At 33.7% G+C, this 23,410-nt stretch carries 25 protein-coding genes; 10 read left to right on the forward strand and 15 right to left on the reverse strand.

The features are described 5' to 3' along the window. Positions 1-10 precede the first annotated feature (10 nt). On the reverse strand, positions 11-1,411 hold the full coding sequence (gene cycA, locus A9G43_RS08150) for a D-serine/D-alanine/glycine transporter (RefSeq protein ID WP_442903317.1): 1,401 nt from the start codon (positions 1,409-1,411) through the stop codon (positions 11-13). A 171-nt stretch (positions 1,412-1,582) separates the two neighbouring features. On the opposite strand from cycA, the gene mltA reads away from it, so the two are divergent. The 3 genes from mltA (at position 1,583) to asmA (ending at position 5,239) form a co-directional block, all read left to right on the forward strand. Beyond that, the gene (mltA, locus tag A9G43_RS08155) at positions 1,583-2,674 is read left to right on the forward strand and encodes a murein transglycosylase A (protein WP_081298082.1); all 1,092 of its coding nucleotides are present in this window, start codon (positions 1,583-1,585) and stop codon (positions 2,672-2,674) included. A 70-nt stretch (positions 2,675-2,744) separates the two neighbouring features. Continuing rightward, positions 2,745-3,326, forward strand: coding sequence for a dCTP deaminase (dcd, locus tag A9G43_RS08160; protein WP_065608164.1), 582 nt, complete (start codon positions 2,745-2,747; stop codon positions 3,324-3,326). Positions 3,327-3,358: 32 nt separating this feature from the next. Then, the gene (gene asmA, locus A9G43_RS08165) at positions 3,359-5,239 is read left to right on the forward strand and encodes an outer membrane assembly protein AsmA (protein ID WP_065608166.1); all 1,881 of its coding nucleotides are present in this window, start codon (positions 3,359-3,361) and stop codon (positions 5,237-5,239) included. Positions 5,240-5,296: 57 nt separating this feature from the next. Here the strand turns inward: asmA and hslU are convergent, their stop codons facing one another. The 11 genes from hslU to sucC form a co-directional block, all read right to left on the reverse strand. Next, positions 5,297-6,622, reverse strand: coding sequence for an HslU--HslV peptidase ATPase subunit (gene hslU / locus A9G43_RS08170; protein WP_065608167.1), 1,326 nt, complete (start codon positions 6,620-6,622; stop codon positions 5,297-5,299). A 23-nt stretch (positions 6,623-6,645) separates the two neighbouring features. After that, positions 6,646-7,173 (reverse strand): ATP-dependent protease subunit HslV, encoded by a 528-nt coding sequence (hslV, locus tag A9G43_RS08175; protein ID WP_025316169.1) that lies wholly within the window; start codon positions 7,171-7,173, stop codon positions 6,646-6,648. A 151-nt stretch (positions 7,174-7,324) separates the two neighbouring features. Then, positions 7,325-8,338 carry a cell envelope integrity protein TolA gene (gene tolA, locus A9G43_RS08180; protein WP_081298083.1) on the reverse strand — a complete coding sequence of 338 codons (1,014 nt, stop codon included), beginning with the start codon at positions 8,336-8,338 and terminating at the stop codon, positions 7,325-7,327. Between the two features lie 18 nt (positions 8,339-8,356). Beyond that, on the reverse strand, positions 8,357-8,782 hold the full coding sequence (gene tolR, locus A9G43_RS08185; RefSeq protein WP_065608169.1) for a colicin uptake protein TolR: 426 nt from the start codon (positions 8,780-8,782) through the stop codon (positions 8,357-8,359). A gap of 2 nt (positions 8,783-8,784) precedes the next feature. Beyond that, complete coding sequence (tolQ, locus tag A9G43_RS08190; protein WP_065608171.1) at positions 8,785-9,465, reverse strand: protein TolQ; 681 nt, start codon at positions 9,463-9,465, stop codon at positions 8,785-8,787. After that, the gene (gene ybgC / locus A9G43_RS08195) at positions 9,466-9,861 is read right to left on the reverse strand and encodes a tol-pal system-associated acyl-CoA thioesterase (RefSeq protein ID WP_065608207.1); all 396 of its coding nucleotides are present in this window, start codon (positions 9,859-9,861) and stop codon (positions 9,466-9,468) included. It lies immediately after the preceding gene. Between the two features lie 174 nt (positions 9,862-10,035). Continuing rightward, the gene (locus A9G43_RS10905) at positions 10,036-10,143 is read right to left on the reverse strand and encodes a cytochrome bd oxidase small subunit, CydX/CbdX family (protein ID WP_141674050.1); all 108 of its coding nucleotides are present in this window, start codon (positions 10,141-10,143) and stop codon (positions 10,036-10,038) included. A 9-nt stretch (positions 10,144-10,152) separates the two neighbouring features. Next, positions 10,153-11,289, reverse strand: coding sequence for a cytochrome d ubiquinol oxidase subunit II (cydB, locus tag A9G43_RS08200; protein WP_065608172.1), 1,137 nt, complete (start codon positions 11,287-11,289; stop codon positions 10,153-10,155). Positions 11,290-11,308: 19 nt separating this feature from the next. Continuing rightward, the gene (locus A9G43_RS08205; protein ID WP_065608173.1) at positions 11,309-12,880 is read right to left on the reverse strand and encodes a cytochrome ubiquinol oxidase subunit I; all 1,572 of its coding nucleotides are present in this window, start codon (positions 12,878-12,880) and stop codon (positions 11,309-11,311) included. 99 nt (positions 12,881-12,979) lie between these two features. Beyond that, the gene (gene sucD, locus A9G43_RS08210; protein WP_065608174.1) at positions 12,980-13,852 is read right to left on the reverse strand and encodes a succinate--CoA ligase subunit alpha; all 873 of its coding nucleotides are present in this window, start codon (positions 13,850-13,852) and stop codon (positions 12,980-12,982) included. A gap of 27 nt (positions 13,853-13,879) precedes the next feature. After that, complete coding sequence (sucC, locus tag A9G43_RS08215; protein ID WP_065608175.1) at positions 13,880-15,049, reverse strand: ADP-forming succinate--CoA ligase subunit beta; 1,170 nt, start codon at positions 15,047-15,049, stop codon at positions 13,880-13,882. Between the two features lie 177 nt (positions 15,050-15,226). On the opposite strand from sucC, the gene fldA reads away from it, so the two are divergent. The 5 genes from fldA (at position 15,227) to cls (ending at position 18,841) form a co-directional block, all read left to right on the forward strand. Further along, on the forward strand, positions 15,227-15,739 hold the full coding sequence (gene fldA / locus A9G43_RS08220) for a flavodoxin FldA (protein WP_065608176.1): 513 nt from the start codon (positions 15,227-15,229) through the stop codon (positions 15,737-15,739). A 79-nt stretch (positions 15,740-15,818) separates the two neighbouring features. Continuing rightward, on the forward strand, positions 15,819-16,277 hold the full coding sequence (gene fur / locus A9G43_RS08225) for a ferric iron uptake transcriptional regulator (RefSeq protein WP_065608177.1): 459 nt from the start codon (positions 15,819-15,821) through the stop codon (positions 16,275-16,277). Positions 16,278-16,348: 71 nt separating this feature from the next. Beyond that, positions 16,349-16,891, forward strand: coding sequence for an inner membrane-spanning protein YciB (locus A9G43_RS08230; protein ID WP_065608178.1), 543 nt, complete (start codon positions 16,349-16,351; stop codon positions 16,889-16,891). Positions 16,892-16,915: 24 nt separating this feature from the next. Further along, positions 16,916-17,371 carry an acyl-CoA thioester hydrolase YciA gene (gene yciA, locus A9G43_RS08235; protein ID WP_065608179.1) on the forward strand — a complete coding sequence of 152 codons (456 nt, stop codon included), beginning with the start codon at positions 16,916-16,918 and terminating at the stop codon, positions 17,369-17,371. Between the two features lie 6 nt (positions 17,372-17,377). Next, a complete protein-coding gene (gene cls / locus A9G43_RS08240) occupies positions 17,378-18,841 on the forward strand; it encodes a cardiolipin synthase (RefSeq protein ID WP_065608181.1) in 1,464 nt (487 codons plus the stop codon). Positions 18,842-18,879: 38 nt separating this feature from the next. On the opposite strand, the gene cpdA is transcribed toward cls, so the two are convergent. After that, positions 18,880-19,710 carry a 3',5'-cyclic-AMP phosphodiesterase gene (gene cpdA / locus A9G43_RS08245; RefSeq protein ID WP_065608182.1) on the reverse strand — a complete coding sequence of 277 codons (831 nt, stop codon included), beginning with the start codon at positions 19,708-19,710 and terminating at the stop codon, positions 18,880-18,882. A gap of 167 nt (positions 19,711-19,877) precedes the next feature. Further along, complete coding sequence (gene nudF, locus A9G43_RS08250) at positions 19,878-20,507, reverse strand: ADP-ribose diphosphatase (RefSeq protein ID WP_065608183.1); 630 nt, start codon at positions 20,505-20,507, stop codon at positions 19,878-19,880. A gap of 145 nt (positions 20,508-20,652) precedes the next feature. On the opposite strand from nudF, the gene tolC reads away from it, so the two are divergent. Next, entirely contained in the window at positions 20,653-21,999 is a 1,347-nt protein-coding gene (gene tolC / locus A9G43_RS08255) for an outer membrane channel protein TolC (RefSeq protein WP_065608184.1), read from the forward strand. Positions 22,000-22,073: 74 nt separating this feature from the next. Here the strand turns inward: tolC and A9G43_RS08260 are convergent, their stop codons facing one another. Next, the gene (locus A9G43_RS08260) at positions 22,074-22,964 is read right to left on the reverse strand and encodes a LysR family transcriptional regulator (RefSeq protein ID WP_065608185.1); all 891 of its coding nucleotides are present in this window, start codon (positions 22,962-22,964) and stop codon (positions 22,074-22,076) included. 226 nt (positions 22,965-23,190) lie between these two features. On the opposite strand from A9G43_RS08260, the gene A9G43_RS08265 reads away from it, so the two are divergent. Then, the coding region (locus A9G43_RS08265; RefSeq protein WP_065606286.1) for a transposase at positions 23,191-23,410 on the forward strand (220 nt) is incomplete at its 3' end.

The following is a 23,410-nucleotide window of genomic DNA, read 5'->3' on the forward strand; positions in this document are numbered from 1 at the left end:
TAGCATAAATTTATTGGCGTTTTAAAGATCGAATAAAATAGCTTACACCTAAAATAGCAAACCAAATAGGTGTTGCCACTAATGCCTGACGGGTATCCACCTCAAAAGTAAGTAATACAATCACGAAAGCAAAAAAAGCCAAACAAACGCAGCACATAAAAATACCACCTGGCATTTTAAATTGAGATTGTTCATGTAAGTTTATTTCTTTGCGACGATAAGCAATATAAGAAATAAGAATCATCGACCAAATAAACATAAATAAAATAGCCGAAATTGTAGTTACTATAGTAAAAGCTTCCATGACATTAGGCACTAAATAAATCAAAACAACTCCACCAAATAAACATGTGCACGAAAATAATAATCCATTAGCTGGTACTGAGCGACTTGATAATTTACCAAACGGTTCTGGAGCATCTTGTTTTTTGGCAAGTCCAAATAGCATCCTACTTGTTGAGTAAATACCACTATTAGCTGATGATGCTGCTGAGGTTAATACTACAAAATTAATAATACTTGCAGCAGCGGGTAAGCCAATTAAAGTAAATAATTCTACAAAGGGACTTTTGTTTGGAGAAATAAACATCCATGGCGTTACACTCATAATGATGATTAAAGCAAAAACATAGAAAAAGATGATACGCGCAGGCACTGAATTAATTGCACGAGGCAAATTTTTGCACGGATCAACGGTTTCTGCTGCAGTTGTGCCAACTAACTCAATCCCAACAAAAGCAAAAATAGCAATTTGAAATCCAGCAAAAAAACCCATACTACCATGAGGGAAAACCCCCCCGTATTCCCACAAATTCGAAAATGCAGCTGTGGTACCCGTTTGTTCGGAATGAAAAGCAGTCAAAATGAGTACGAGCCCAATTCCTATCAATGCTAAAATTGCAATAATCTTAATCATTGAAAACCAAAATTCTGTTTCACCAAACATTTTTACCGTTAATAAGTTTAGTGTTAAAAGTAAGGCAACTGTTAATAACATTGGTATCCATGACTGCAGTTGAGGAAACCAATGTTGCGCATATCCAGCAATTGCAATAACGTCAGCAATCCCTGTAATAACCCAACAAAACCAATATGTCCAACCAGTGAAAAATCCAGCCCAAGGGCCTAAAAGATCGTTAGCAAAATCACTAAAAGATTTGTACTTCAAATTAGAAAGAAGTATTTCCCCCATCGCACGCATAACAAAAAAAAGGATAAAACCAATAATCATATAAACAAAAATAATAGAAGGACCAGCAAGACTAATTGTCTTTCCTGAACCCATAAATAAACCAGTCCCAATTGCCCCACTGATTGCAATTAATTGAATATGGCGATTAGAAAGATTCCGCTTTAGATCATTTTTTGAGGATGTAATGCTCATCGCTATTATTTCCTTTTCATTTTCTATATTTCTCGATTTTTTAATACACTAGGACTATAAAGTCTATAAAATAAAATCGCAAGTTGAATCGTTATGAAAACTTTTTATGGATTCATAATAATTATCTGTAGTTTCTTATAATAGAATTGTGTAGCATAACTAGCTATATTACTTAACTTATTATAATTATTTTCCAAGATGAAAGAAAAAGATCGTTATTACCGTTTTTATTTTTTAAGTATTTTACTTGTTTTATCTATTTTCGCTGATAGCCAATACAATTCAAATAAACCAATTAATCAAGGCCAACAATATAAAGATGGAAAATTATCTTTACCGCTTAACATAAATCATCCTCAATTAAGTATCCCTGTCAATGTATCAGACTACATTATCCAAATAGCTAAAATTAAATCGTCATCCCCTTCTTTATATAAAAAAAATGAACATATTTATAAAGCAATAAATGAGTGGATTAGTCGTTCTTTAATGGTTAATGAATTTTACAAGGTTGGACTGAACAGTTACGAAATGGTTGGTCAAGATGGATATGGCAATGTACATCTGACAGGCTACTACACTCCGATAATCAAAGCAAGGCATCAACCAACAGCAGAATTTAAATACCCTATTTATAAAATGCCAGTTATTAGTGACGAAGAACAACTGCCAAATCGTGAACAAATTTACAATGGAGCTCTTTCTGATAGAGGACTTGAAATTGCATACAGTAATTCCTTAATGGATAATTTTATTATGGAAGTACAAGGTAGTGCCTATATTGATTTTGAAGATGGTTCACCTTTAGTTTTCTTCAGCTATGGAGGTAAAAATAATTATGGCTATTCCAGTATAGGAAGATTATTAGTAGAACAAGGCGAAATAGAAAAAGAAAAAATTTCTATACAATCAATCAAAGATTGGGCGAAAAATAAACATGAAAATCAAGTTAAAGCTTTACTAATTCAAAATCGCTCATTTGTTTTTTTCAATCCACAATATGATGCAGAGGTTACAGGTGCTGCTGAAATACCTCTGGTTGCAAATGCATCAGTCGCATCAGATACATCAGTCATTCCTTTAGGATCTGTAGTATTAGTTGATGTACCACTTCTTGAAGACGATGGACAATATCGAGGCAGACGAGAAACTCGACTTATGGTTGCTCTTGATGTTGGTGGTGCTATAAAAGGTCAACATTTTGACCTTTATCTAGGAATTGGAGATAAAGCAGGAAAATTAGCCGGATACTATAACCATTATGGGCGTGCATGGGTACTACAACCTTAAACTACTAACATCGACGGGATTTAAAGAACCTGTTAGAATAAACCATTACAAGCTGAATTAAGGATAACTCATGAGATTATGTGACAGAGATATCGAAGCATATTTAAAAAATGGTAAATTAAAAATAACACCACAACCTGCAACAAGCTGTATTAATGGTGCGACTGTTGATGTTAGATTAGGTAATCAATTTCGTACTTTTCGAGAACATACCACACCTTATATAGATTTAAGTGGTCCAAAAGAAGAAGTATCTGCAGTATTGGAACGAGTGATGAGTGAAGAAATGGTATTACCTGAAGGTGACGCATTTTACCTTCATCCTGGAGAATTAGCATTAGCTGTAACCTTAGAATCAGTCACTATTCCTGATGATTTAGTTGGCTGGTTAGATGGTCGTTCATCACTTGCTAGATTAGGCCTAATGGTTCACGTTACAGCTCATCGTATCGACCCCGGCTGGCAAGGACAAATTGTATTAGAATTTTATAATTCAGGGAAAATTCCATTAGCACTTAGGCCTGGAATGACAATTGGTGCGCTCAGTTTTGAAACGCTAACTGGTCCTGCGGCAAGACCATACAATCGAAGACTAGATGCAAAATATAAAGATCAATATGGTGCCGTTGCTAGTCGTATTGATAAAGACTGAATAATTGATAACCATAACGAAGGAAAATTAATATGATCAAAAAAATATTGGTTATTCTATTTACCTTAATTTTAGTCATAACAATTAGTATTGTTTCACTGATTGTTTTTGTTGATCCCAACAACTTTCGTGGGTTTATTTCCGATACTGTTAAAGATAAAACAGGATATGAATTAACTATTGATGGAAATTTACGTTGGCATGTATGGCCGCAAGTGAGTATTTTAACTGATTCAATTAAGCTAACCGATACAGGCGCTTCAACCCCCCTTTTAACTGCAGATAATATGAGATTAGATGTTGAGTTACTACCTCTTTTCGCAAAAAAATTATCAATTAAAAATGTTTTTATAAAATCAGCAATCATCAGTATTACCAATGAAAGTAAAGGTGATATTGCAAAAAATGGTGCAAAAACACCATATAATACGACTACAAATAAACCGACTGATTCTAAAGATCAAAAAATATCATCTAATTGGAAATTTAGCTTAAATAAATTTGAAGTTACTGATAGTACTATAGTATTACAAAATAAGGATGATTTAATTAATTTTAGAAATATTAATCTAGTGGTAGAACAAAATAGTGATAAAAATATTTCCATCGATTTAAAAGGTAATATAGACAAAAATCAACAAGATCTATCTTATTTTGTACATGCATATGTCGATTTAAATCAATTTCCAGAACAAGCATTAATCGATTTAAAAAAATTAGATTTCATTTATAAAGGTGTCGACAATTCAACAAAAGAGCTAAAAGGTAATATTAGCGGTATATTTAACTACCAACACCCACAAATGTTACTTAAAAGTCAAAATTTATCTTTTTCAATTAATGAAAATTATTTTACTGCCGTAATAAATGCTGATTTAGCAAATAAACCATATATAAATTTGCAGTTAAATTCAGATAAAATCGATCTTACTTCGTTCTTGAAAACAGGTGAAAATTTAAATAAAGAAGCCAGTCCTCAACAAACTTCACCAGTAGTGTCGAATGTCACAAAGACCAATAATGAATTAAACTTTCTAAATAGTTTTAATGCCAAAGCTAAATTAAATATTAAACAGATTAATGCTAACGAAATAACATTAAATAATATTAATATTGATATGACTAATGAGGAAGGTATTACAATATTTAAAAATATTAACTTTGATTTTGCTAACGGACATATAGCTGCAACTGGTATAGCCAATGGTAAACAAAAAAATACACTAATGAAGCTTAATACCAAAATATCCAATGTTGATTTAAAAACATTTTTTAATCAATTAAATATAGCACATGATCTAGAAGGTTTATTTAACGCTACTGGAGATTTAGAAAGCAACAGCTTATCTGGTTCAAAAATCTTAGCCAACTTGCAAGGAAATTTGAATATGGTAGTGACTAATGCAAGGCTAAATAATTTAAATATTCAAAAAATCATTCAAAATGCAGCAACTCAATATTCAAAGGATGTCATGACTCCTGAGAATCAAAAAAAATATACTGAATTTCATAAAATTTTAGCTGTTGCTAACTTGAAGCAAGGTAATTTGCAATTGTCGACATTAAATGCTAATTCTGAAACTCTTGATATCTTTGATGGCTCAGGGCGAATTGGTTTTTTAAAACAAGACTTGGATGTTAATTTAAACTTAAAAATATTAGGTGGCTGGAACGGTAAAAGTGAAACAATTAGTAAACTACAAAAGCTAACAATACCACTACGTATTTATGGTCAATTTGCTAATCTTCATTATCAAATTGATATGAGTAAATTAATTACCGATGCACTAACCGATAAATTACAAGAACGTTTAGACAAACTCCGCGAAAAATTAAAAACTCATGACTCTAAAGATAATTCAAAGTCTAAATCAAAAGCTACAGATATCTTAGGAGATCTACTAAGAAAGTAACAATAAAAAAGGTGAAGTTGAGTAAATTCACCTTTTCATGTTTATACGCTAAACTTTTTATAGAATAAACTTGCTTAGATCTTCATCTGCAACAAGCTTATCTAAATGATCGCTTACATATTTAGCATCAATTGTTACAGTTTCTCCACCGAGTTCACTAGCTTCGAATGAAACATCTTCCATCAAGCGTTCCAAAACAGTATGCAACCTGCGGGCACCAATATTTTCATTTTGCTCATTTACTTGCCATGCTGATTCCGCAATTTTACGAATACCATCCGAGGTAAAATCGATGTTAACTCCTTCAGTTGCCATTAGAGCTTTATACTGAACAGCTAATGAAGCGTTTGGTTCAGTTAAAATACGTTCAAAATCCTCACTTGTTAGAGCTTGTAATTCAACCCTAATTGGTAATCTACCCTGCAATTCAGGAATTAAATCAGATGGATTTGCTGTTTGGAAAGCACCAGACGCAATGAACAAGATATGATCCGTTTTAACAGAACCATGTTTAGTCGACACAGTGCAACCTTCAACTAATGGTAAAAGATCTCGTTGTACTCCCTCACGTGAAACATCTGGTCCCGACGAATTACCACGTTTACAAACTTTATCTATTTCATCAATAAAAACAATACCATTTTGTTCTACAGCTTCAATCGCTTCATGTTTAAGATCATCATGATTAACCAATTTAGCCGCTTCTTCTTCAATGAGTTGTTTTAACGCATCTTTGATCTTCATTTTACGTGGCTTTGTTTTTTGTCCACCTAAATTTTGAAACATTGACTGTAATTGATTTGTCATCTCCTCCATACCTGGAGGAGCCATAATTTCAACACCAATATTAACACCAGCTAATTCGATTTCTATTTCTTTATCATCAAGTGAACCTTCACGTAATTTTTTGCGAAAAGCTTGTCTTGCTGTTGAATTATTATCTTCAACTTGACCCCACCCATCTTTCGCTGGCGGTACAAGTACATCCAAAATACGCTCTTCAGCTAATTCTTCAGCTCGATTACGATTGCGTTCAATCGCTTCTTGACGAATCATTTTTACTGCAGAGTCAGTTAAATCTCGAATAATTGAATCAACTTCTTTACCCACATAACCAACTTCGGTAAACTTAGTTGCTTCTACTTTAATAAACGGTGCATGTGCTAATTTTGCTAAACGCCTTGCAATTTCAGTTTTACCGACACCAGTTGGTCCAATCATAAGTATATTTTTTGGCGTAACTTCATGACGCAATGTTTCATCTAGTTGCATACGGCGCCAGCGATTACGTAGTGCAATTGCAACAGAACGTTTCGCTTTTTCTTGCCCAATAATATGTTGATTCAGTTCGCTTACAATTTCACGAGGAGTCATTTCAGACATAATTAAATTTCTCTTAAATCAGATTAATAATTAAGTTCTTCGATTGTTTGGAAATTATTAGTGTAAACACAAATATCACCAGCAATCGATAATGATTTTTGCACAATATCATGTGCAGAAAGTGAGGTATTATCTAGTAGAGCTCTTGCTGCTGCTTGCGCATAAGGACCTCCAGAACCAATAGCAATTAAATCATCCTCTGGTTGGATAACATCACCAGTACCAGTAATAATCAGTGATGCACTTTCGTCAGCAACAGCAAGTAAAGCTTCTAATTTACGAAGCATTCTATCTGTTCGCCAATCTTTAGCAAGTTCAACAGCGGCTTTGGTTAAATGACCTTGGTGCATCTCTAATTTTCGCTCAAACAGTTCAAATAGTGTAAAAGCATCTGCAGTACCGCCAGCAAAACCTGCAATCACTTTGTTATTATATAAACGACGTACTTTACGGGCATTACCCTTCATAATAATACGTTCGCCTAACGTAACCTGTCCATCACCACCAATAACGACTTGCCCCTCACGACGGACACTGACAATTGTTGTCATATTCTGCTCCTTCTTTCACTTAAATAACTTAATTCGGAATGAATAGGCTATATATTGGGATGTTTAATGTAATTTCAACATTTTAATTTAGAGATATTGACAATTTATTTTGATTAATATTTTTCAGGAAATAAAGTTTTCCTGTATAAAACTATTTTGGTTGAAAATCAATTATCATTGTTTTTACTTGGTTATAAAATGAACTATTCGGCTTTGGAATTACAGCTTGTTTAGTTGCAGAAAGCGCTTCTCGGCATAATGAGCCATCACCACCTTTCGCACTAACATTAAGTAACAAGCCATCGGGTGCAATTTGAATTTCTAATACACAATTTCGACCACTATATAATTTATTAGGATTAATAAATTTATTGCTAATGGCATTTTGAACTAAGGATTTATATTTATCTATTTCCCCATCTGAAACACCTTTACGGCTAACTGTACCTCCTGATGGGCTAGGCGTGCCTGATGTAAGCCCGCCTAGTAACTTATCAATTTCTTTATCTTTTTTTGCCTGCGCTGCTCTTTTTGCTTTTTCAGCTGCTTGTTTTTTTGCTTGCTCTTCTTTTTGTTTAGCTAATTCTGCTTGTTTTTTTTCATTTTCAATTCTTTGCTTTTCTAATAACTCTCGCTCAGCTTTTAATTTAGCTTCTTGCTCGGCCTTTTGTTTAGCTAATTCCGCTTGCTGTTGCTCTAAACGCTTTTTTTCGGCTTGTCTTTGTTGCTCTTCTAACTGTTCTTTAGCTTTACGCTCATCATCTTCTTTCTGTCTTGCAATCCGTGCAGCCTGTGCAGCTTCTGCTTCTTTCTTTTGTAGTTCTTCTACTTTTAAGCGCTCTTTTTCTAACTCTTTGAGTCGTTGCTGTTGAGCTAGTTGTTGTTCCTGTAGCGCCTGAGTCTGCTCATCTATTTGTTGCTGCCTTTGCTGTTCAGCTCGTTTTTGGCTAATCTGTGTTTTAAGTTGTCTTTGATATTGTTCGGCCATTACAGAAGGATCAACCATAATGGCATCAATAGAGTTACCATTAACGCGACCATAATTAATATCATTATTATACATAACTCGGTAACCCAAAATGATAATTAAAATTATATGCAATATAATGGATATCACAATAGCTATACTTAATTTAGAATTTGGCTTATAAGACATTGCTGACATATTGTTATATAATATTGTTTAAATTGGTTGAGTCATTAACCCTACAGACTTAACACCTGCAGATTGTAGTAAATTCAACGCTTTTATAATTTCTTCATATGGAACATCTTTAGCTCCACCAACTAAAAAAATAGCCTTTTCATTAAGCGACATCTGTTGCTTGACTTCTGCAACAATTTTTTCTTGTGGTAAATTGTCTTGACGATCCTGCTCAATGATCAGTGCATATACACCAACTCCAGATACTTCAATAATAATTGGTTTAGTTTCTGAAGACGAAACAGTTTTAGATTCCGATGCTTCAGGTAAATCAACTTCAACACTTTGGCTAATAATTGGTGCTGTTGCCATAAAAATAAGCACTAATACTAATAGTACATCAAGTAAAGGTACTATATTGATCTCAGATTTAGTCGAATAACGAGAACGTCTGCTTCTACTCATAATTATTTCCTAACAGCAACTGCTTGGCGTTGTAAAATTGCAGAAAATTCATCAATAAAGTTAAGATAGCTTTGTTCAATTCGACTCACACTCAATGATAAACGATTATAAGCAAGTACGGCAGGAATAGCAGCAAATAGACCAATTGCGGTTGCAATTAATGCTTCAGCAATCCCTGGCGCAACCATCTGTAACGTTGCCTGTTTAACTGCACCTAAAGAAATGAATGCATGCATAATCCCCCAAACAGTACCAAATAAGCCGATATATGGGCTAATAGAACCCACTGTACCCAAAAAAGGTATATGTAATTCTAGAACATCAAGCTCGCGATTCATAGCTAAACGCATAGAACGTGAAGCTCCATCTAAGGCTGACTCGGCCATATTTGGATTAATTTTGTACAGCCGTGAAAACTCTTTAAAACCTGAATAAAAAATATGTTCTGTACCGCTAATATCTTCTTTATAAAATTTCGCTTTATCAAATAAAACATTCAAATCATCAGCGGCCCAAAAGCTATTATCAAATTGCTCAACTTGCTTTTTAGCCTTACTTAAAATCTTAGTCCGTTGAAATATAATAGCCCATGATATAACAGAAAAAGCAAGTAACAATAACATAACACATTGCACTAACAAGCCCGCTTGCAAAAAAAGATTAATAATATTCAGATTTTCCACTTATATAAACTCCAAAACTAATAACTTAGGAAGCCCACAAGGCTTCATCTTAGTGATATCTACACAGGCAATAAGAACATCTGCCGTGCTAATAACTTGTTCATTTTGATTAAAAATAGTCTGTTTAAAAATAATAGACGCCTTGCGAACTTGAACAATCCTAGAACTAATAGTCAACATATCATCTAAACGAGCCGGAAAATGGTAGTTAATCTCAATCTTTTTGACCACAAAAGCAATATTTTCTTGTAATAACGTTTGTTGGCTAATGCCAACTTGTCTTAGTACTTCAGTCCTAGCTCTTTCAAAAAAGGCTAGATATCTAGCATGATAAACTACTCCGCCAGCATCTGTATCTTCATAATAAACTCTTGCACACCAATTGAATTGTTTCATATCCATATCGCACTAAATAAATTTGGTACTATTATATCTGAATATAAATTTCGCTGCACTATGATATAAAAAAGAAAAAATGAAAACAATTATCATTTTCATTTTTTCTTAACAATTTACTTACTAACATAAAAGACAACTCTTGCCACCTTTCATATTAATTTTTAATTAATATTATTTGTTATAAGATTCTTTTTCGCTGTTTCTTTCAACTAACAAGCCGGTAACAACCGATAACATACATGCAGCAATAATTCCTATAAACCATAAAACGTAATACATAATATTTCCTTAGTAAAGAGAATGTTTATTATTTTCGATATGATTTTTATCCAATCTCCCAAACATTTTTATATAGGACCAAATGGTGTATAAAAGAATAATAGGTAAAAAAATAAGAACCACAATAAACATAATATTAAGTGTTAATTGACTTGAAGATGCATCCCATATAGTTAAACTAGCATCTGGCATAATGCTAGAAGGCATAATAAATGGGAATGTTGCAATACCATATGTAAATAAAACGCAGATAATTGTCAATGCTGATGAAATAAATACTAATGCATTTTTATTTAGACTAGAAAAAAGAATAGTCAATAATGGTAACACTATACCTAAAGTAGGAACTATCCATAAAATAGGATAATCCATGTAGTTGGCTAACCATGAAGAATCTGTAGAAACTTTTTTAGTCAATGGGTTAGATACAGCATTATAATCAATTACACTGGTAATTTCATAACCATGAATACCAAATGCAACCCAAACTCCAGCTAAAATAAATGCAATTAACATAACTAAACTGGCAATTTGTGTAGCCTTTCTGGCTCTTAAATAAAGTTCACCCGATGTTTTCATTTGTAACCATGCGCCACCATGAGCAACAAACAACATTAAGCTCACAACACCTGTTAATAGCGCAAAAGGATTAAGCAAACCAAAGAAGTTACCATCATAAAAAACACGATAAGAGTTATCAAATCTAAAAGGAATACCTTCTAATAAATTACCAAATGCTACACCGAAGACCAATGCAGGTACAAAGCTACCTGCAAAAATGCCGCCATCCCATAAATTACGCCATTTAGAATTTTCCAGTTTACTACGATAATCAAAACCAATTGGTCTAAAAAATAGTGCGCAAAGAACTAAAATCATTGCAATATAAAAACCTGAAAATGACGCAGCGTATACCATTGGCCAAGCTGCAAATATTCCTGCACCAGCAGTGATTAACCAAACTTGGTTACCATCCCAGTGAGGAGCAATTGCATTAATCATAATACGACGTTCTGTATCAGTTTTACCAATAAACGGCAATAAGATACCGACTCCCATATCAAAACCATCTGTTACAACAAAACCAATTAAAACAATACTAATTAGTACCCACCAGATGACGCGTACAATTTCGTAATCAATCATTGTGTATACTCCCTATGTCCTATTCTGTTACCTGTTGCGTTTTTTCATAATGATAGTTGCCTGTACCCAAAGAACTCGGTCCTAAGCGAGCAAACTTAAACATTAAGAATAATTCAGCAATTAAGAACAGTGTATAAAGTCCACAAATAAGTACCATAGTGAATAACACTTCACCTGCTGTTAATGATGAATTTGCTACTCCAGTTGGTAAAATATCTTGAATTGCCCAAGGTTGACGACCATACTCCGCAACAAACCAACCTGATTCACATGCTAACCAAGGGAACGGTAAAAAAAGAATTAATAAGCGGTGCAACCAAAGTTTTTCACCAATTTTATTTTTATAAGTTGTCCATAAAGCCAATCCAGTACCAAGAATCATTAACACGCCAAGACCGACCATAACTCTGAAAGCCCAAAACAGAGGCCACACGGTAGGGATAGAGTCTTCTGTCGCAGCTTTAATATGTTCTTCAGTCGCTTGAGGTATAGTCAAATTATCACGATCAGTAAAACGTTTAACTAAATAACCATAACCTAAATCAGATTTATTATCTTCAAAAGCTTTCAGTACTGTAGGATCTTGATTACCCTGATGGATTTTCTCCAAATTACTATAGGCTAATATTCCATTGCGAATCCTTGTTTCATTATTTGCTAAAATATCTTTTAATCCTGTTACTTGAGTATCAAGTGAACGAGTGGTCATTATTCCCATAGCATACGGGATCTCTATTGCAAACAAGTTTTCTTTATTACTTTGAGATGGGAATGCAATAACATTGAATGATGCTGGAGCAGGTTGAGTTTCCCATTCAGCTTCAATTGCAGCAAGTTTAGCTGGCTGAACATTTGTCATCTCATGACCTGCTTCATCTCCCATAATCGCCACAACAATCGATGTGATAAATCCAAATGTAGCCGCAATAGCGAAAGAGCGTTTAGCGAAAGCAACATCACGTTTTTTTAACAAATAGTAGGAACTAATGCTTAAAATAAATATAGCTCCTGTCAGATAACCAGCTGCAACGGTATGAACAAATTTATATTGAGCAACTGTGTTAGTAATCAATTCATAAAAGTTAGCCATTTCCATGCGTGAATTGATAGGATTAAATTCAGATCCTACTGGAAATTGCATCCAACCATTAGCAACTAAAATCCAAAGAGCTGAAAGGTTAGAACCAAATGCAACACACCAAGTCACCATTAAATGTTTAACCCGACTTAATCTATCCCAACCAAAAAAGAATAAACCCACCATGGTTGATTCTAAGAAGAATGCCATTAAACCTTCCATTGCCAACGGTGCACCAAAAATATCTCCCACATAATGTGAATAATAAGACCAGTTAGTGCCAAATTGAAATTCCATGGTTAAACCTGTTGCGACACCTACTGCAAAGTTGATACCAAACAATTTACCCCAGAATTTTGTCATATCTTTCCAGATTTGCTTACCACTAATAACGTATACAGTTTCCATAATTGCTAACATAAACGCCAATCCTAGCGTTAATGGAACAAAAATGAAATGATACATTGCAGTAAGAGCAAACTGGAGGCGTGAAAGTTCTACTATATCTAGCATAAACGCTCCCTAATTCTTAAATGCTCATAAATTTCTACGTTAATGACGGGTATTATACACCGATAACTACAGAATGAAATTGATATATGTCAAAAAAAATTACATTTTAATATGCTTTTTTACTTCATTGCCGATATTGGTAAGACTTGTTACAACTGTAATACCTGCAGATTGCAAGGCTTTAGATTTTTCTGCGGCTGAACCTTTCTTTCCAGAAACAATTGCACCTGCGTGCCCCATGCGTTTTCCTGATGGTGCTGAAACACCAGCAATATAAGCTATTACAGGTTTGGTTACTTGTTTTTTTATATATTCAGCTGCTTCTTCTTCGGCACTACCGCCAATTTCGCCGATCATAACAATAATTTCAGTTTTAGGATCTTGTTCTAGTAACGCTAAAATAGAAATAAAATCACTACCAGGAATAGGGTCACCACCAATACCAACACACACTGATTGCCCTAAACCAATATCAGTTGTTTGTTTGACTGCTTCATAAGTTAATGTTCCTGAGCGAGAAACGATCCCAACCTTTCCTGCCCGATGAATATATCCTGGCATAATACCTATTTTACACTCATCAGGAACAATAATGCCAGGGCAATTTGGTCCAATCATTACGACATTGTTTTGTTGTAATTTTGCTTTAACAACAAGCATATCTAAAGTTGGAATACCTTCAGTAATACAGACTATTAGTTTAATACCTGCATCAATTGCTTCCAAAATAGAATCCTTTCCAAATGCTGCTGGCACATAAATAACACTTGCAGTTGCGCCAGTCGCAACAACCGCTTCTTTAACAGTGTTAAAAACGGGCAAGCCTAAATGGGTTGTTCCACCTTTACCTGGCGTCACGCCACCAACTAATTTAGTACCATATGCAAGCGCCTGTTGAGAATGAAAAGTTCCTTGACTACCAGTAAATCCTTGGCAAATAACTTTGGTTTCTTTATTAACTAAAATTGACATAATAACTATTCTCCATGCGACCTATTCTCAGGCAACAGCAATAATTTTTTGGGCAGCATCTATTAAACTTTCTGCAGTAATAACATTTAATTTGCTTTCAGCTAAAATTTCTCGAGCAAGTTGTGCATTGTTACCTTCAAGGCGAACAACGACAGGAACAGTAAGACCTATTTCTTTAATTGCACTGATAATTCCATCGGCAATTAAATCGCAACGAACAATACCTCCAAAAATATTAACTAAAATCGCTTTCACGTTTTTGTCAGATAATATTAACTTAAATGCTTCGGCAACCCGCTCTTTCGTTGTGCCACCTCCAACGTCCAAAAAGTTAGCCGGCGAACCACCATGTAGTTTAATAATATCCATAGTTGCCATCGCAAGACCTGCACCATTAACCATACAACCAATATTGCCATTTAAAGATACATAGCTAATACCTTGTTTTGCGGCAATTGACTCACGTTCATCTTCTTGAGTTGTGTCCCTTAAAATATTTAAATTAGGATGTCTAAAAATGGCATTATCATCTAACACAACTTTTGCGTCCAAACAAATTAGTTCATCGGAATCAGTAATCACTAATGGATTAACTTCAGCTAATGAAACATCATTTTCTAAAAATAATTTTGCAAAATTAATAAATAACTTTGTAAATTGATTAATTAATTTACCTGTTAATCCCAATTTGAACGCAAGTTCACGCCCTTGGTAAGCACAAGGGCCAGTTAAAGGATCTAGCGAGGTTTTATGAATTAAATATGGGGATTTTTCGGCAACACTTTCAATATCAACGCCACCTTCTGTCGAGGCCATAATTACAACTCGCTTAGAGCTACGATCGACCACCGCTCCTAAATAAAGCTCTTTCTGAATATTAGATGCTTTTTCAATTAAAATCTTATTAACTGGCTGCCCCTTATCATTGGTTTGATAAGTAACCAGATATTGCCCTAACCATTTTTCAGCAAATTGCATTATTTCGCTATAGTTTTGAGTACAAATAACACCACCTGCTTTACCTCTTCCCCCTGCATGAACTTGACATTTAGCAACCAAAGCATCTGAAGTCTTCCCAGAAGATAATTCAGCTAATGTATCTTGTATTTCACTAATTGAATTACAAACGTACCCTTCTGGTACGGGTAAATTATATTGTTTAAAAAGATATTTAGATTGATACTCATGCAAGTTCATAATGAAATCCTACAACCTAAGTTAATATAAAAAATAGACAATAATTTTAATGCAAGATGAATAAATTGTATAGTACATAATAAGTTATGTTCTGTGTAATTTAGAATTATTGCTGATAGTAAGTGACAATGATATACTCCTAAAATATTTTAATATCGTAAATAACAAGGTACAAATATGAAACAAGTTGGTATTTTTTTTGGGAGTGACACAGGCAATACAGAAAATGTAGCAAAGCAAATTCAACTTATTTTAGGTAGTGACAAAGCTGAGCTTTTCGACATTGCAAAAACCACTAAAGAAGACATTGAACAATACAATTATCTATTTTTCGGTATCCCAACTTGGTACTATGGTGAATCTCAAGCAGACTGGGATGACTTTTTTCCTAATTTAGAAAAAATTGATTTTAGCGGTAAAACAGTGGCTATCTTTGGTTGTGGCGATCAAGAAGATTATGCTGAGTATTTCTGTGATGCCATGGGAACACTTCGCGATATTATTGAGCCCAAAGGCGCGAAAATTGTTGGTCACTGGTCAACCGAAAGTTATAGCTTCGAATCATCTAAAAGTTTAGTTGATGACACCCATTTCGTTGGCTTAGCCATCGACGAGGATCGTCAACCAGAATTAACTGAAGAACGTATTAACAATTGGGTAAATCAAGTCAAAATCGAAATGAAAATTTAATCTATTGGAATGATTTCTTTTATTTACCCTACATAATTCCTATAATGGGTAATTATCAATAAATTAATTGGAAAGTAATATGACAAATCATGATAATGATAATAATGAAGCACTTAAAAGCGCTGGTTTAAAAGTTACATTACCAAGATTAAAGATTTTAGAATTATTGCGAGATCCTTCATGCCAACATATTACCGTAGAAGATCTTTATAAAAAACTACTTAATATGGGGGAAGAAATTGGACTTGCAACCGTTTATCGTGTTTTGAATCAATTTGATGATGCTGGAATTGTTACTCGCCATAACTTCGAGGGTGGCAAAGCAGTTTTCGAACTAGCAACACAACAACATCATAACCATTTAATTTGTTTAGATTGTGGCGAAGTATTCGAGTTTCGCGATGATATTATCAATGCTAGACAAAAAGAGATCGCTGAACAGCATGGTGTTAATTTAACTTTCCACAGTTTGTATTTGTATGGACATTGTCAATCGGGCGATTGCAAAGCTCATCCTGAACTTCATCACAAAAAATAAGCCTATTCAAATAGGCTTTCTACTTATTTAGTAATGTATCAATTCATCTATTGTGCTAGGATAACAATTAAATGAAACAACTTTTAAATTTTATTCCTCTTATATTCTTTTTTGTATTTCTAACCATGTATGATGTCTTTGTTGGCGTTCAAGCATTAATGATTGCTGCTACAGCATGTTTTCTTCTGATTCTTATTTTATATAGAAAACTAGATAAAGTAGAGCTAATTTCTTATCTGATGGTTATGGTTTTTGGTGGATTCACACTCTATATGCGTGATCCCAATATTATTAAATGGAAAGTGACTATTGTTAATTTCTTATTTGCTTTAGCCTTATTAATTAGCCAATTTATTTTCAAAAAAAACCTACTTCAAACAATGCTAGGAAAAGAAATACGATTAGAGATAACCATCTGGAATAAATTAAATTTATTATGGATTTTCTTTTTTATATTATGTGGTGCTTGTAGCTTAGGTGCTACCTATTACACCTCAGATGATTTCTTTTGGATATTTAAAGTATTTATTTTACCTGGTGCATCCTTACTATTATCATTAATATCAGGCATCTATATCTATAAAAATATGAATAAAAATACAAACAATAAATAAATTGTACATACGGAGTATTTTAGTATGACACAAAATATAGCCCCTAAAGGTCAATTAGTACTTAGAACGCTAGCAATGCCTGCTGACACTAATCCGCATGGTCACATTTTTGGTGGATGGATAATGTCTCAAATGGATCTTGCCGGTGGCATTTTATCAAAAGAAATAGCAAGAAATCGAGTTGTAACAGTAAATGCTAGTAGTATTACATTTTATAAACCTGCAATGGTGGGAGATGTTGTTTGTTGTTATGCACATTGCATCAAAACTGGAAAGACTTCTATTACAATTGGTATTGAAGTTTGGGTTAAAAAAGTAATTGATACATCTGATTCAACACAACGCTTTTGCATAACAGATGCCGTATTCACATATGTTTCAGTAGATAAACATAACAACCCAAAGCCATTACCTGAAGTATTTCAAAATTATGATTGTACTAAAGATTCAATAAATAAATTAAACTTAACTGATAGCTAATGAAATATGCAATTTACCTCATTCCATGCATTAATTAGTACCTTAATTTTCCTTGTTTATTGGTTGATCGTCGTATCAACAACATTACGGATTGTCTTTAAGCGAAGACCTACAACTTATGTTATTGCATGGATGCTGGTTATTTATATTTTACCACTTGTCGGTGTGTTTCTTTATTTCTTATTGGGTGAAGTTCACTTAGGTCAGCAACGAGTTAAACGCGCACAAAAAATGCGCCCAGCTATTTCCAAGTTTATTAACCAACTAAGTAACTTTCCCGACATATTCACCAATAAAGTTAGCCAAGTCAGTAGACCGATTTTTCAGCTATGTAAACATCAAACTGGTCTTGATGGAATTTATGGCAATAATATTGAGTTGCTGAGTGAAACAAACATAATTTTTGACCGTTTACTTGATGATATAAATCATGCGACATCAAATATCGAAATGGTATTTTATATATGGAATGAAGGCGGTCGTGCTGATGATGTCGAGCAAGCACTTGTTCAAGCAACTAAACGAGGTGTAACTTGCCGATTAATGGTTGATTCTGCCGGTAGCAGGCATTTTATTAAAAGTAATGCTAGTAAAAGAATGCGTGATGCTGGCATCATCATTGTCGAAGCATTACAAGTAAATTTACTTCGTTTTATGTTTAGGCGGTTAGATTTACGTCAACACCGCAAAGTAGCTATTATCGATAACTATATATCTTATACTGGTAGTATGAATATTGTCGATCCGCGTTTCTTCAAACAAAATAAACATGTTGGCAAATGGGTTGATATCATGGTCAGAATGAAAGGCCCAGTTACAACCCTTATGGGTGCTCTCTATGCCAGTGATTGGGAGCTAGAAACAGGCAAATATTTATCACTACCGAAAATTACTGATTTCGCTGAACCACCTGAAGATAAAAAACATATTATGCAATTAATTGCATCGGGTCCTGGTTACATGGAAAACATGATCCACCAAGTGTTATTAACGGCAATTTATTCAGCACAAGAACAAATAATTTTCACTACACCTTATTTAGTACCAAGTGATGATATTTTGCATGCAGTATGCACAGCCGCACAGCGAGGTGTTGAAGTCATCATCATCATTCCTAAAAATAATGACTCATTAATGGTAAAATGGGCAAGTCGAGCATTCTTTTCTGAATTATTAAACGGCGGAGTAAAACTCTATCAATTCAATGATAATTTACTACATACCAAAAGTGTTTTAATTGACAATCAATTAAGTCTTGTCGGAACTGTTAATTTAGATATGCGCAGTTTGTGGCTTAATTTTGAAATTACAACTGTGATTGACGATGCAGAATTTGCTAAATCGCTATCAGTTCTCTTACAAAAATATTTATCTAATTCAGATAAAATAAACCCCAAGGAGTGGAATCAGCGCCCTATTTGGCAACGCATCGTTGAGCGGCTTTTTTACTTTTTCGCACCTTTGTTGTGATTATTAACCAATTTTAAGCTTATTATGATTACTACTTACTAATAACCGTTTTGAGAAACATCTGGTAAAAAATGATTATTCTTTAATCTATAAACATCACTCTCAATAGAACCATCAATATTAAGTGTGATTTCTCGCCAACCCGGTGCATCATCACTTGACAATTGAAAATCATAACATTCAGGTTTAAATTGAAAACAAGTCGAAGGAGTTGAAAATGCCTTACAATTATGCCAAACATAATCTTGTTTTTGATGAATGTGTCCCCACCCAATCCCTTTTACATTGGAATGTTTTTGAATAATTTCCTCTAATTGGTCACTATTTTTTAAAATATGATGATCTAGCCAATGACAACCAGAATCAACTGGATGATGGTGTAAAAATATTAACGCGCCTCTATAAGGATGTTCAGTTAAAATATTGTGTAGGAACTCAAGTTCGAATTCAGGTAAAAAACCATAAGCCTGACCAACAACTTGGCTATTCAATAAAATAATCAGCCAATTATCTCCCAATAAAGCTACTTTATTATCAGCAAAATGATAATTTGCAAACACATCTTGCATATACTCATAATTATCATGATTGCCAGCCAACCACACACAAGGAGTATCAAGCTTAATTATTTGTTCGGCAAAACGAGCATAAGCTTTTTTAGAGCCATCTTGTACAAAATCACCTGTTGCTACAATTAAATCAAACTTCTTATTACTACGTTCAACTTCATTTATAACAGCTAGAAAGCTTGCATTAGAATTCACACCAAGCAATGTTCCAACGTCATCAGCAAAAAGATGAGTATCAGTTATATGTAATATTTTACCGTAATTTTTATTACGGATTGGAAGTTTTAAAAATGACTCCAAAATTCACCCCAATTATTTATTAATCTATAATTATGGTTAATAATGTCAGTAATAAAATAGACATTGAAACTGGAAACATGATTTTTATTATAAATTCTACTTTTCATAAAATTGTAAAATATAATTCACTTTTATGAAAGAAATAATTAAAATTGCTTACAGAAAAGTTATATCCACTCTTCTTTCAATAATTGATAGTTAAGTTCTAACCATTGAAGAGCAATAATTGATGCAGCATTGTTAATCACTCCATCTTTAACCCATTGATAAGCTTGAGTTCGACTTACTACATGAACTTTAATATCTTCACTTTCTTCGTCAAGACCATGAATGCCTTCAGCGGTTGATGAGTCAACTTCACCCACCAAAATGTGCAATTGTTCAGTTAAACCTCCAGGAGATGCTAAATAACTGATGATGGGTTTACATCGACCAATAACAACTCCCGCCTCCTCCATTGCTTCACGTCTTGCTACTTCTTCAAATGATTCATTTTCATGATCCATCATACCAGCAATAAGTTCTAGTATCCAAGGGCTATCTTGGGTTTCAATAGCAGCAATCCTGATTTGCTCAATTAGCACAACTTCATCACGTTTTGCATCATATGCTAAAAGTACAACCGCATGCCCACGTTCTAAAATTTCACGAGTAACAATCTCACTCATTGAACCATCAAATTTTCGATATTGAAAACGATATTCAAACAAAGAAAAAAAACCTTTATACAAGATTCGTTTCGTTAAATTAAACACATCATTTTTGTCAAAATTTACCAGACTGTTTTTAATTTTCATATAAAATCTCAAATTTAAGCTGAATTTGAATAAAAAGTGCGGATGGCAAACAAACAATGCTTACTATATGCAAATTATCTGTTAAAATTGTACCATTAAAAATACTACAATATTTTAATTTTAATGATTTTTAAAGAGAAGATTGATGAAAAAAACCTTAACCTTTTTAATTGGCTTAGCGTTAAGCCAATCTGTTTTTGCTGAAAATTTGATACAAGTTTATGAACAAGCAAAAGAAACTAACCCAGATCTACGTAGTTCATTAGCTGAAAAAAATAAAGCATACGCAGCAATTTCAGGTTCTCGAGCAAGTTTATTACCACAAGTTGGTTTAAATGCTTCATATGGTGTTACTCATGGTCGACGTGATACAAGTGGTGTAAAATCTAAAAGTGGCAACTTATACCAAGTCGCAGTATCTCAAAGCATTTTTAATTTCTCAAATTGGAAAGCCTTGGATATTACTAAAAAACAAGCAAGTATTGCTGATATTGCCTATCAATACCAAGGTCAAACATTAATCTTAAATACTTCTGTCGCTTATTTTAATGTATTAAAAACACTTGATGCATTAAGCTTTATTGATGCACAGAAAAAAGCAATTGGCCGTCAGTTAGAACAAACTCGTCAACAACATCAAGTTGGTTTAGTAGCAATCACTGATGTACAAAACGCTCAGGCCAATTATGACTTAACTGTTGCACAACAAGTTAATGCATTAAATGATCTAAATAACGCCATTGAAGCATTGCGCCAAGTGAGTGGTCGTTTTTATTCAAGTTTAGCTAGTGTTAACACCAATACATTTAAAACAGAATCCCCAGCACAAATCAGCACATTGTTAAAACAATCTAAAACAGCTAATCTTAATTTATTAACAATGAGGTTAAATCAAGACATAGCGCGTGAACAAATCAAACTCTCACAGGCAGGACATTTACCTACAGCAAGTTTAGATGCATCAACTAATTTGAATAAAACTGACAGATATGGTAACAACATCACACCTGGAGCACATAGAGGCAAATCTTATTCAGGAAACAACTATGTTGGCGTCAGTGTAAACCTACCTATCTTTTCAGGTGGAGCAACAATGTCTAAAGTTGAGCAAGCACAACAAGAGTACGTGAGCTTTAGCGAAAAATTAGAAAGCACCAATCGTGGTGTAATTAATCAAGTACGTTCATCGTACAACAATATTTCATCATCGATTAGCGCAATCAAAGCTTATCAACAAGCAGTTGTTTCGGCACAAAGTTCATTAGAAGCAACCAATTCTGGTTATCAAGTAGGAACAAGAACAATTGTTGACGTATTAAATGCAACAACTCAACTATACAGTTCTAAACGAAATTTATCAGATGCAAAATATAACTATTTAACCAGTTTACTACAATTAAAATATGCAGTAGGAACTTTAACTGCTAATGATTTAGTTTATCTAAACAATATGTTAGATAAAGAAGTAAGCACTTTAGCTACAATAAAATAATTGTAGAATCAATTATGGTAATTATAAAGAAGGCGAGCAAATCGCCTTTTTTATTATGCATAAAAACAAACCTATTACGATATTGCATTCAACACAAATTCAATAAATGCTTTTAGTTTTGGTGGTTGCTGACGATCAGCAGTATAAAGCATATTAAGCGGCTTGGCAGGTGGTAAAAATTTTTGTAATATGGGAAATAATTTTTTCTGCTTAATTGGTTCTTGTAACATAGATTCTGGCAACATGGTGATACCTAGTCCTTCAATCGCAGCTATCGCTAACGCTGAAGTCTGATTACTTTTAAATGTCCCTGATATAGGAATATTGACTATTTCACCATTAATCATAAACGACCAAACATGATCTTTTTTATTCTGATTCACATATTGGTAAATCAAGCATTGATGCTTTTTCAAATCATCAGGTATTAATGGAACACCATATTGCGCTAAATAATCTGGTGAGGCAGCAAAAATAAGTTGATGAGGATTAAGTTTACGAGCAATAAGGCCTGAATCACTCAAATCACCAATCCGAAAAGCGATATCAAAACCGTCCTTAATTAAATCGACATAACGATCACTTAATTGTATATCGACACTAATTTGGGGATAACACTTCATAAAACTACTAATTAATGGCACTAAAGTAAAATTACCAAAAGTAAATGGTGCACTAATTCTAAGCACACCACTAGGTTTATCTAAAAACTGTTGCGCAAGCATAGAGGTGGCTTTAACTTCACCTAAAATACTCACACAGCGCTCATAATACTGCTTACCAAATTCAGTAAGATTTTGTGAACGTGTTGTTCGATTAAGTAACTTTAACCCTAATTGCGTTTCTAAAAAAAGAATATATTTCGCAACCATTTGCGGAGAGGTATTTAATGAAATAGAAGCTGATGCAAATGAACCTGTCTTCACAGTCAATACAAATGCCTTCATACTTCTAAAAAGATCCATATTACCAATCTCCAGTTGTTAATAAAACAATTTTAAAGCCATTTACCATCTTTTATTTTATAAATATTATAACGCAAATCAGGTAAACAAATAAAAACAGAGTAACTATATGGAAAAAATCGGCATTATAGGGGTAGGATTTGTAAGTCAAGCTGTAACTCTCCCCTAAAATAATACAGCAAAAAAGTAGAAAATTCTCTATGATAAAAGTAAAGAGGATTTAAACATGAAAAAAATGACTGAACATCAAATCGTCGCTATTTTAAAAGAAGCTGAAGCGGGTATTCCGGTTAAAGAACTCTGTCGTAAATATGGCATGGGTAATTCAACTTTCTATAAATGGCGGGAAAAATACGGCGGAATGGAAACTTCGGATATCAAACGCTTAAAGGAGCTGGAGGCTGAAAACCGTAAGCTTAAACAGATGTTTGCCGAACTGAGCTTAA

Source organism: Gilliamella sp. Occ3-1 (genome assembly GCF_001690655.1).
GTDB lineage: Bacteria > Pseudomonadota > Gammaproteobacteria > Enterobacterales > Orbaceae > Gilliamella > Gilliamella apicola_P.

Excerpts from the sequence above, each read along its gene's own strand:
- A9G43_RS08205 (WP_065608173.1), bottom strand. The coding sequence starts at position 12,880 with ATGCTAGATATAGTAGAACTTTCACGCCTCCAGTTTGCTCTTACTGCA.
- A9G43_RS08260 (WP_065608185.1), bottom strand. The coding sequence starts at position 22,964 with ATGGATCTTTTTAGAAGTATGAAGGCATTTGTATTGACTGTGAAGACA.
- A9G43_RS10905 (WP_141674050.1), bottom strand. The coding sequence starts at position 10,143 with ATGTATTACGTTTTATGGTTTATAGGAATTATTGCTGCATGTATGTTA.
- asmA (WP_065608166.1), top strand. The coding sequence starts at position 3,359 with ATGATCAAAAAAATATTGGTTATTCTATTTACCTTAATTTTAGTCATA.
- yciA (WP_065608179.1), top strand. The coding sequence starts at position 16,916 with ATGACACAAAATATAGCCCCTAAAGGTCAATTAGTACTTAGAACGCTA.
- cydB (WP_065608172.1), bottom strand. The coding sequence starts at position 11,289 with ATGATTGATTACGAAATTGTACGCGTCATCTGGTGGGTACTAATTAGT.
- tolA (WP_081298083.1), bottom strand. The coding sequence starts at position 8,338 with ATGTCAGCAATGTCTTATAAGCCAAATTCTAAATTAAGTATAGCTATT.
- fldA (WP_065608176.1), top strand. The coding sequence starts at position 15,227 with ATGAAACAAGTTGGTATTTTTTTTGGGAGTGACACAGGCAATACAGAA.
- ybgC (WP_065608207.1), bottom strand. The coding sequence starts at position 9,861 with ATGAAACAATTCAATTGGTGTGCAAGAGTTTATTATGAAGATACAGAT.
- sucC (WP_065608175.1), bottom strand. The coding sequence starts at position 15,049 with ATGAACTTGCATGAGTATCAATCTAAATATCTTTTTAAACAATATAAT.
- sucD (WP_065608174.1), bottom strand. The coding sequence starts at position 13,852 with ATGTCAATTTTAGTTAATAAAGAAACCAAAGTTATTTGCCAAGGATTT.
- tolR (WP_065608169.1), bottom strand. The coding sequence starts at position 8,782 with ATGAGTAGAAGCAGACGTTCTCGTTATTCGACTAAATCTGAGATCAAT.
- tolC (WP_065608184.1), top strand. The coding sequence starts at position 20,653 with ATGAAAAAAACCTTAACCTTTTTAATTGGCTTAGCGTTAAGCCAATCT.
- mltA (WP_081298082.1), top strand. The coding sequence starts at position 1,583 with ATGAAAGAAAAAGATCGTTATTACCGTTTTTATTTTTTAAGTATTTTA.
- fur (WP_065608177.1), top strand. The coding sequence starts at position 15,819 with ATGACAAATCATGATAATGATAATAATGAAGCACTTAAAAGCGCTGGT.
- cls (WP_065608181.1), top strand. The coding sequence starts at position 17,378 with ATGCAATTTACCTCATTCCATGCATTAATTAGTACCTTAATTTTCCTT.
- dcd (WP_065608164.1), top strand. The coding sequence starts at position 2,745 with ATGAGATTATGTGACAGAGATATCGAAGCATATTTAAAAAATGGTAAA.
- hslU (WP_065608167.1), bottom strand. The coding sequence starts at position 6,622 with ATGTCTGAAATGACTCCTCGTGAAATTGTAAGCGAACTGAATCAACAT.
- A9G43_RS08230 (WP_065608178.1), top strand. The coding sequence starts at position 16,349 with ATGAAACAACTTTTAAATTTTATTCCTCTTATATTCTTTTTTGTATTT.
- hslV (WP_025316169.1), bottom strand. The coding sequence starts at position 7,173 with ATGACAACAATTGTCAGTGTCCGTCGTGAGGGGCAAGTCGTTATTGGT.
- nudF (WP_065608183.1), bottom strand. The coding sequence starts at position 20,507 with ATGAAAATTAAAAACAGTCTGGTAAATTTTGACAAAAATGATGTGTTT.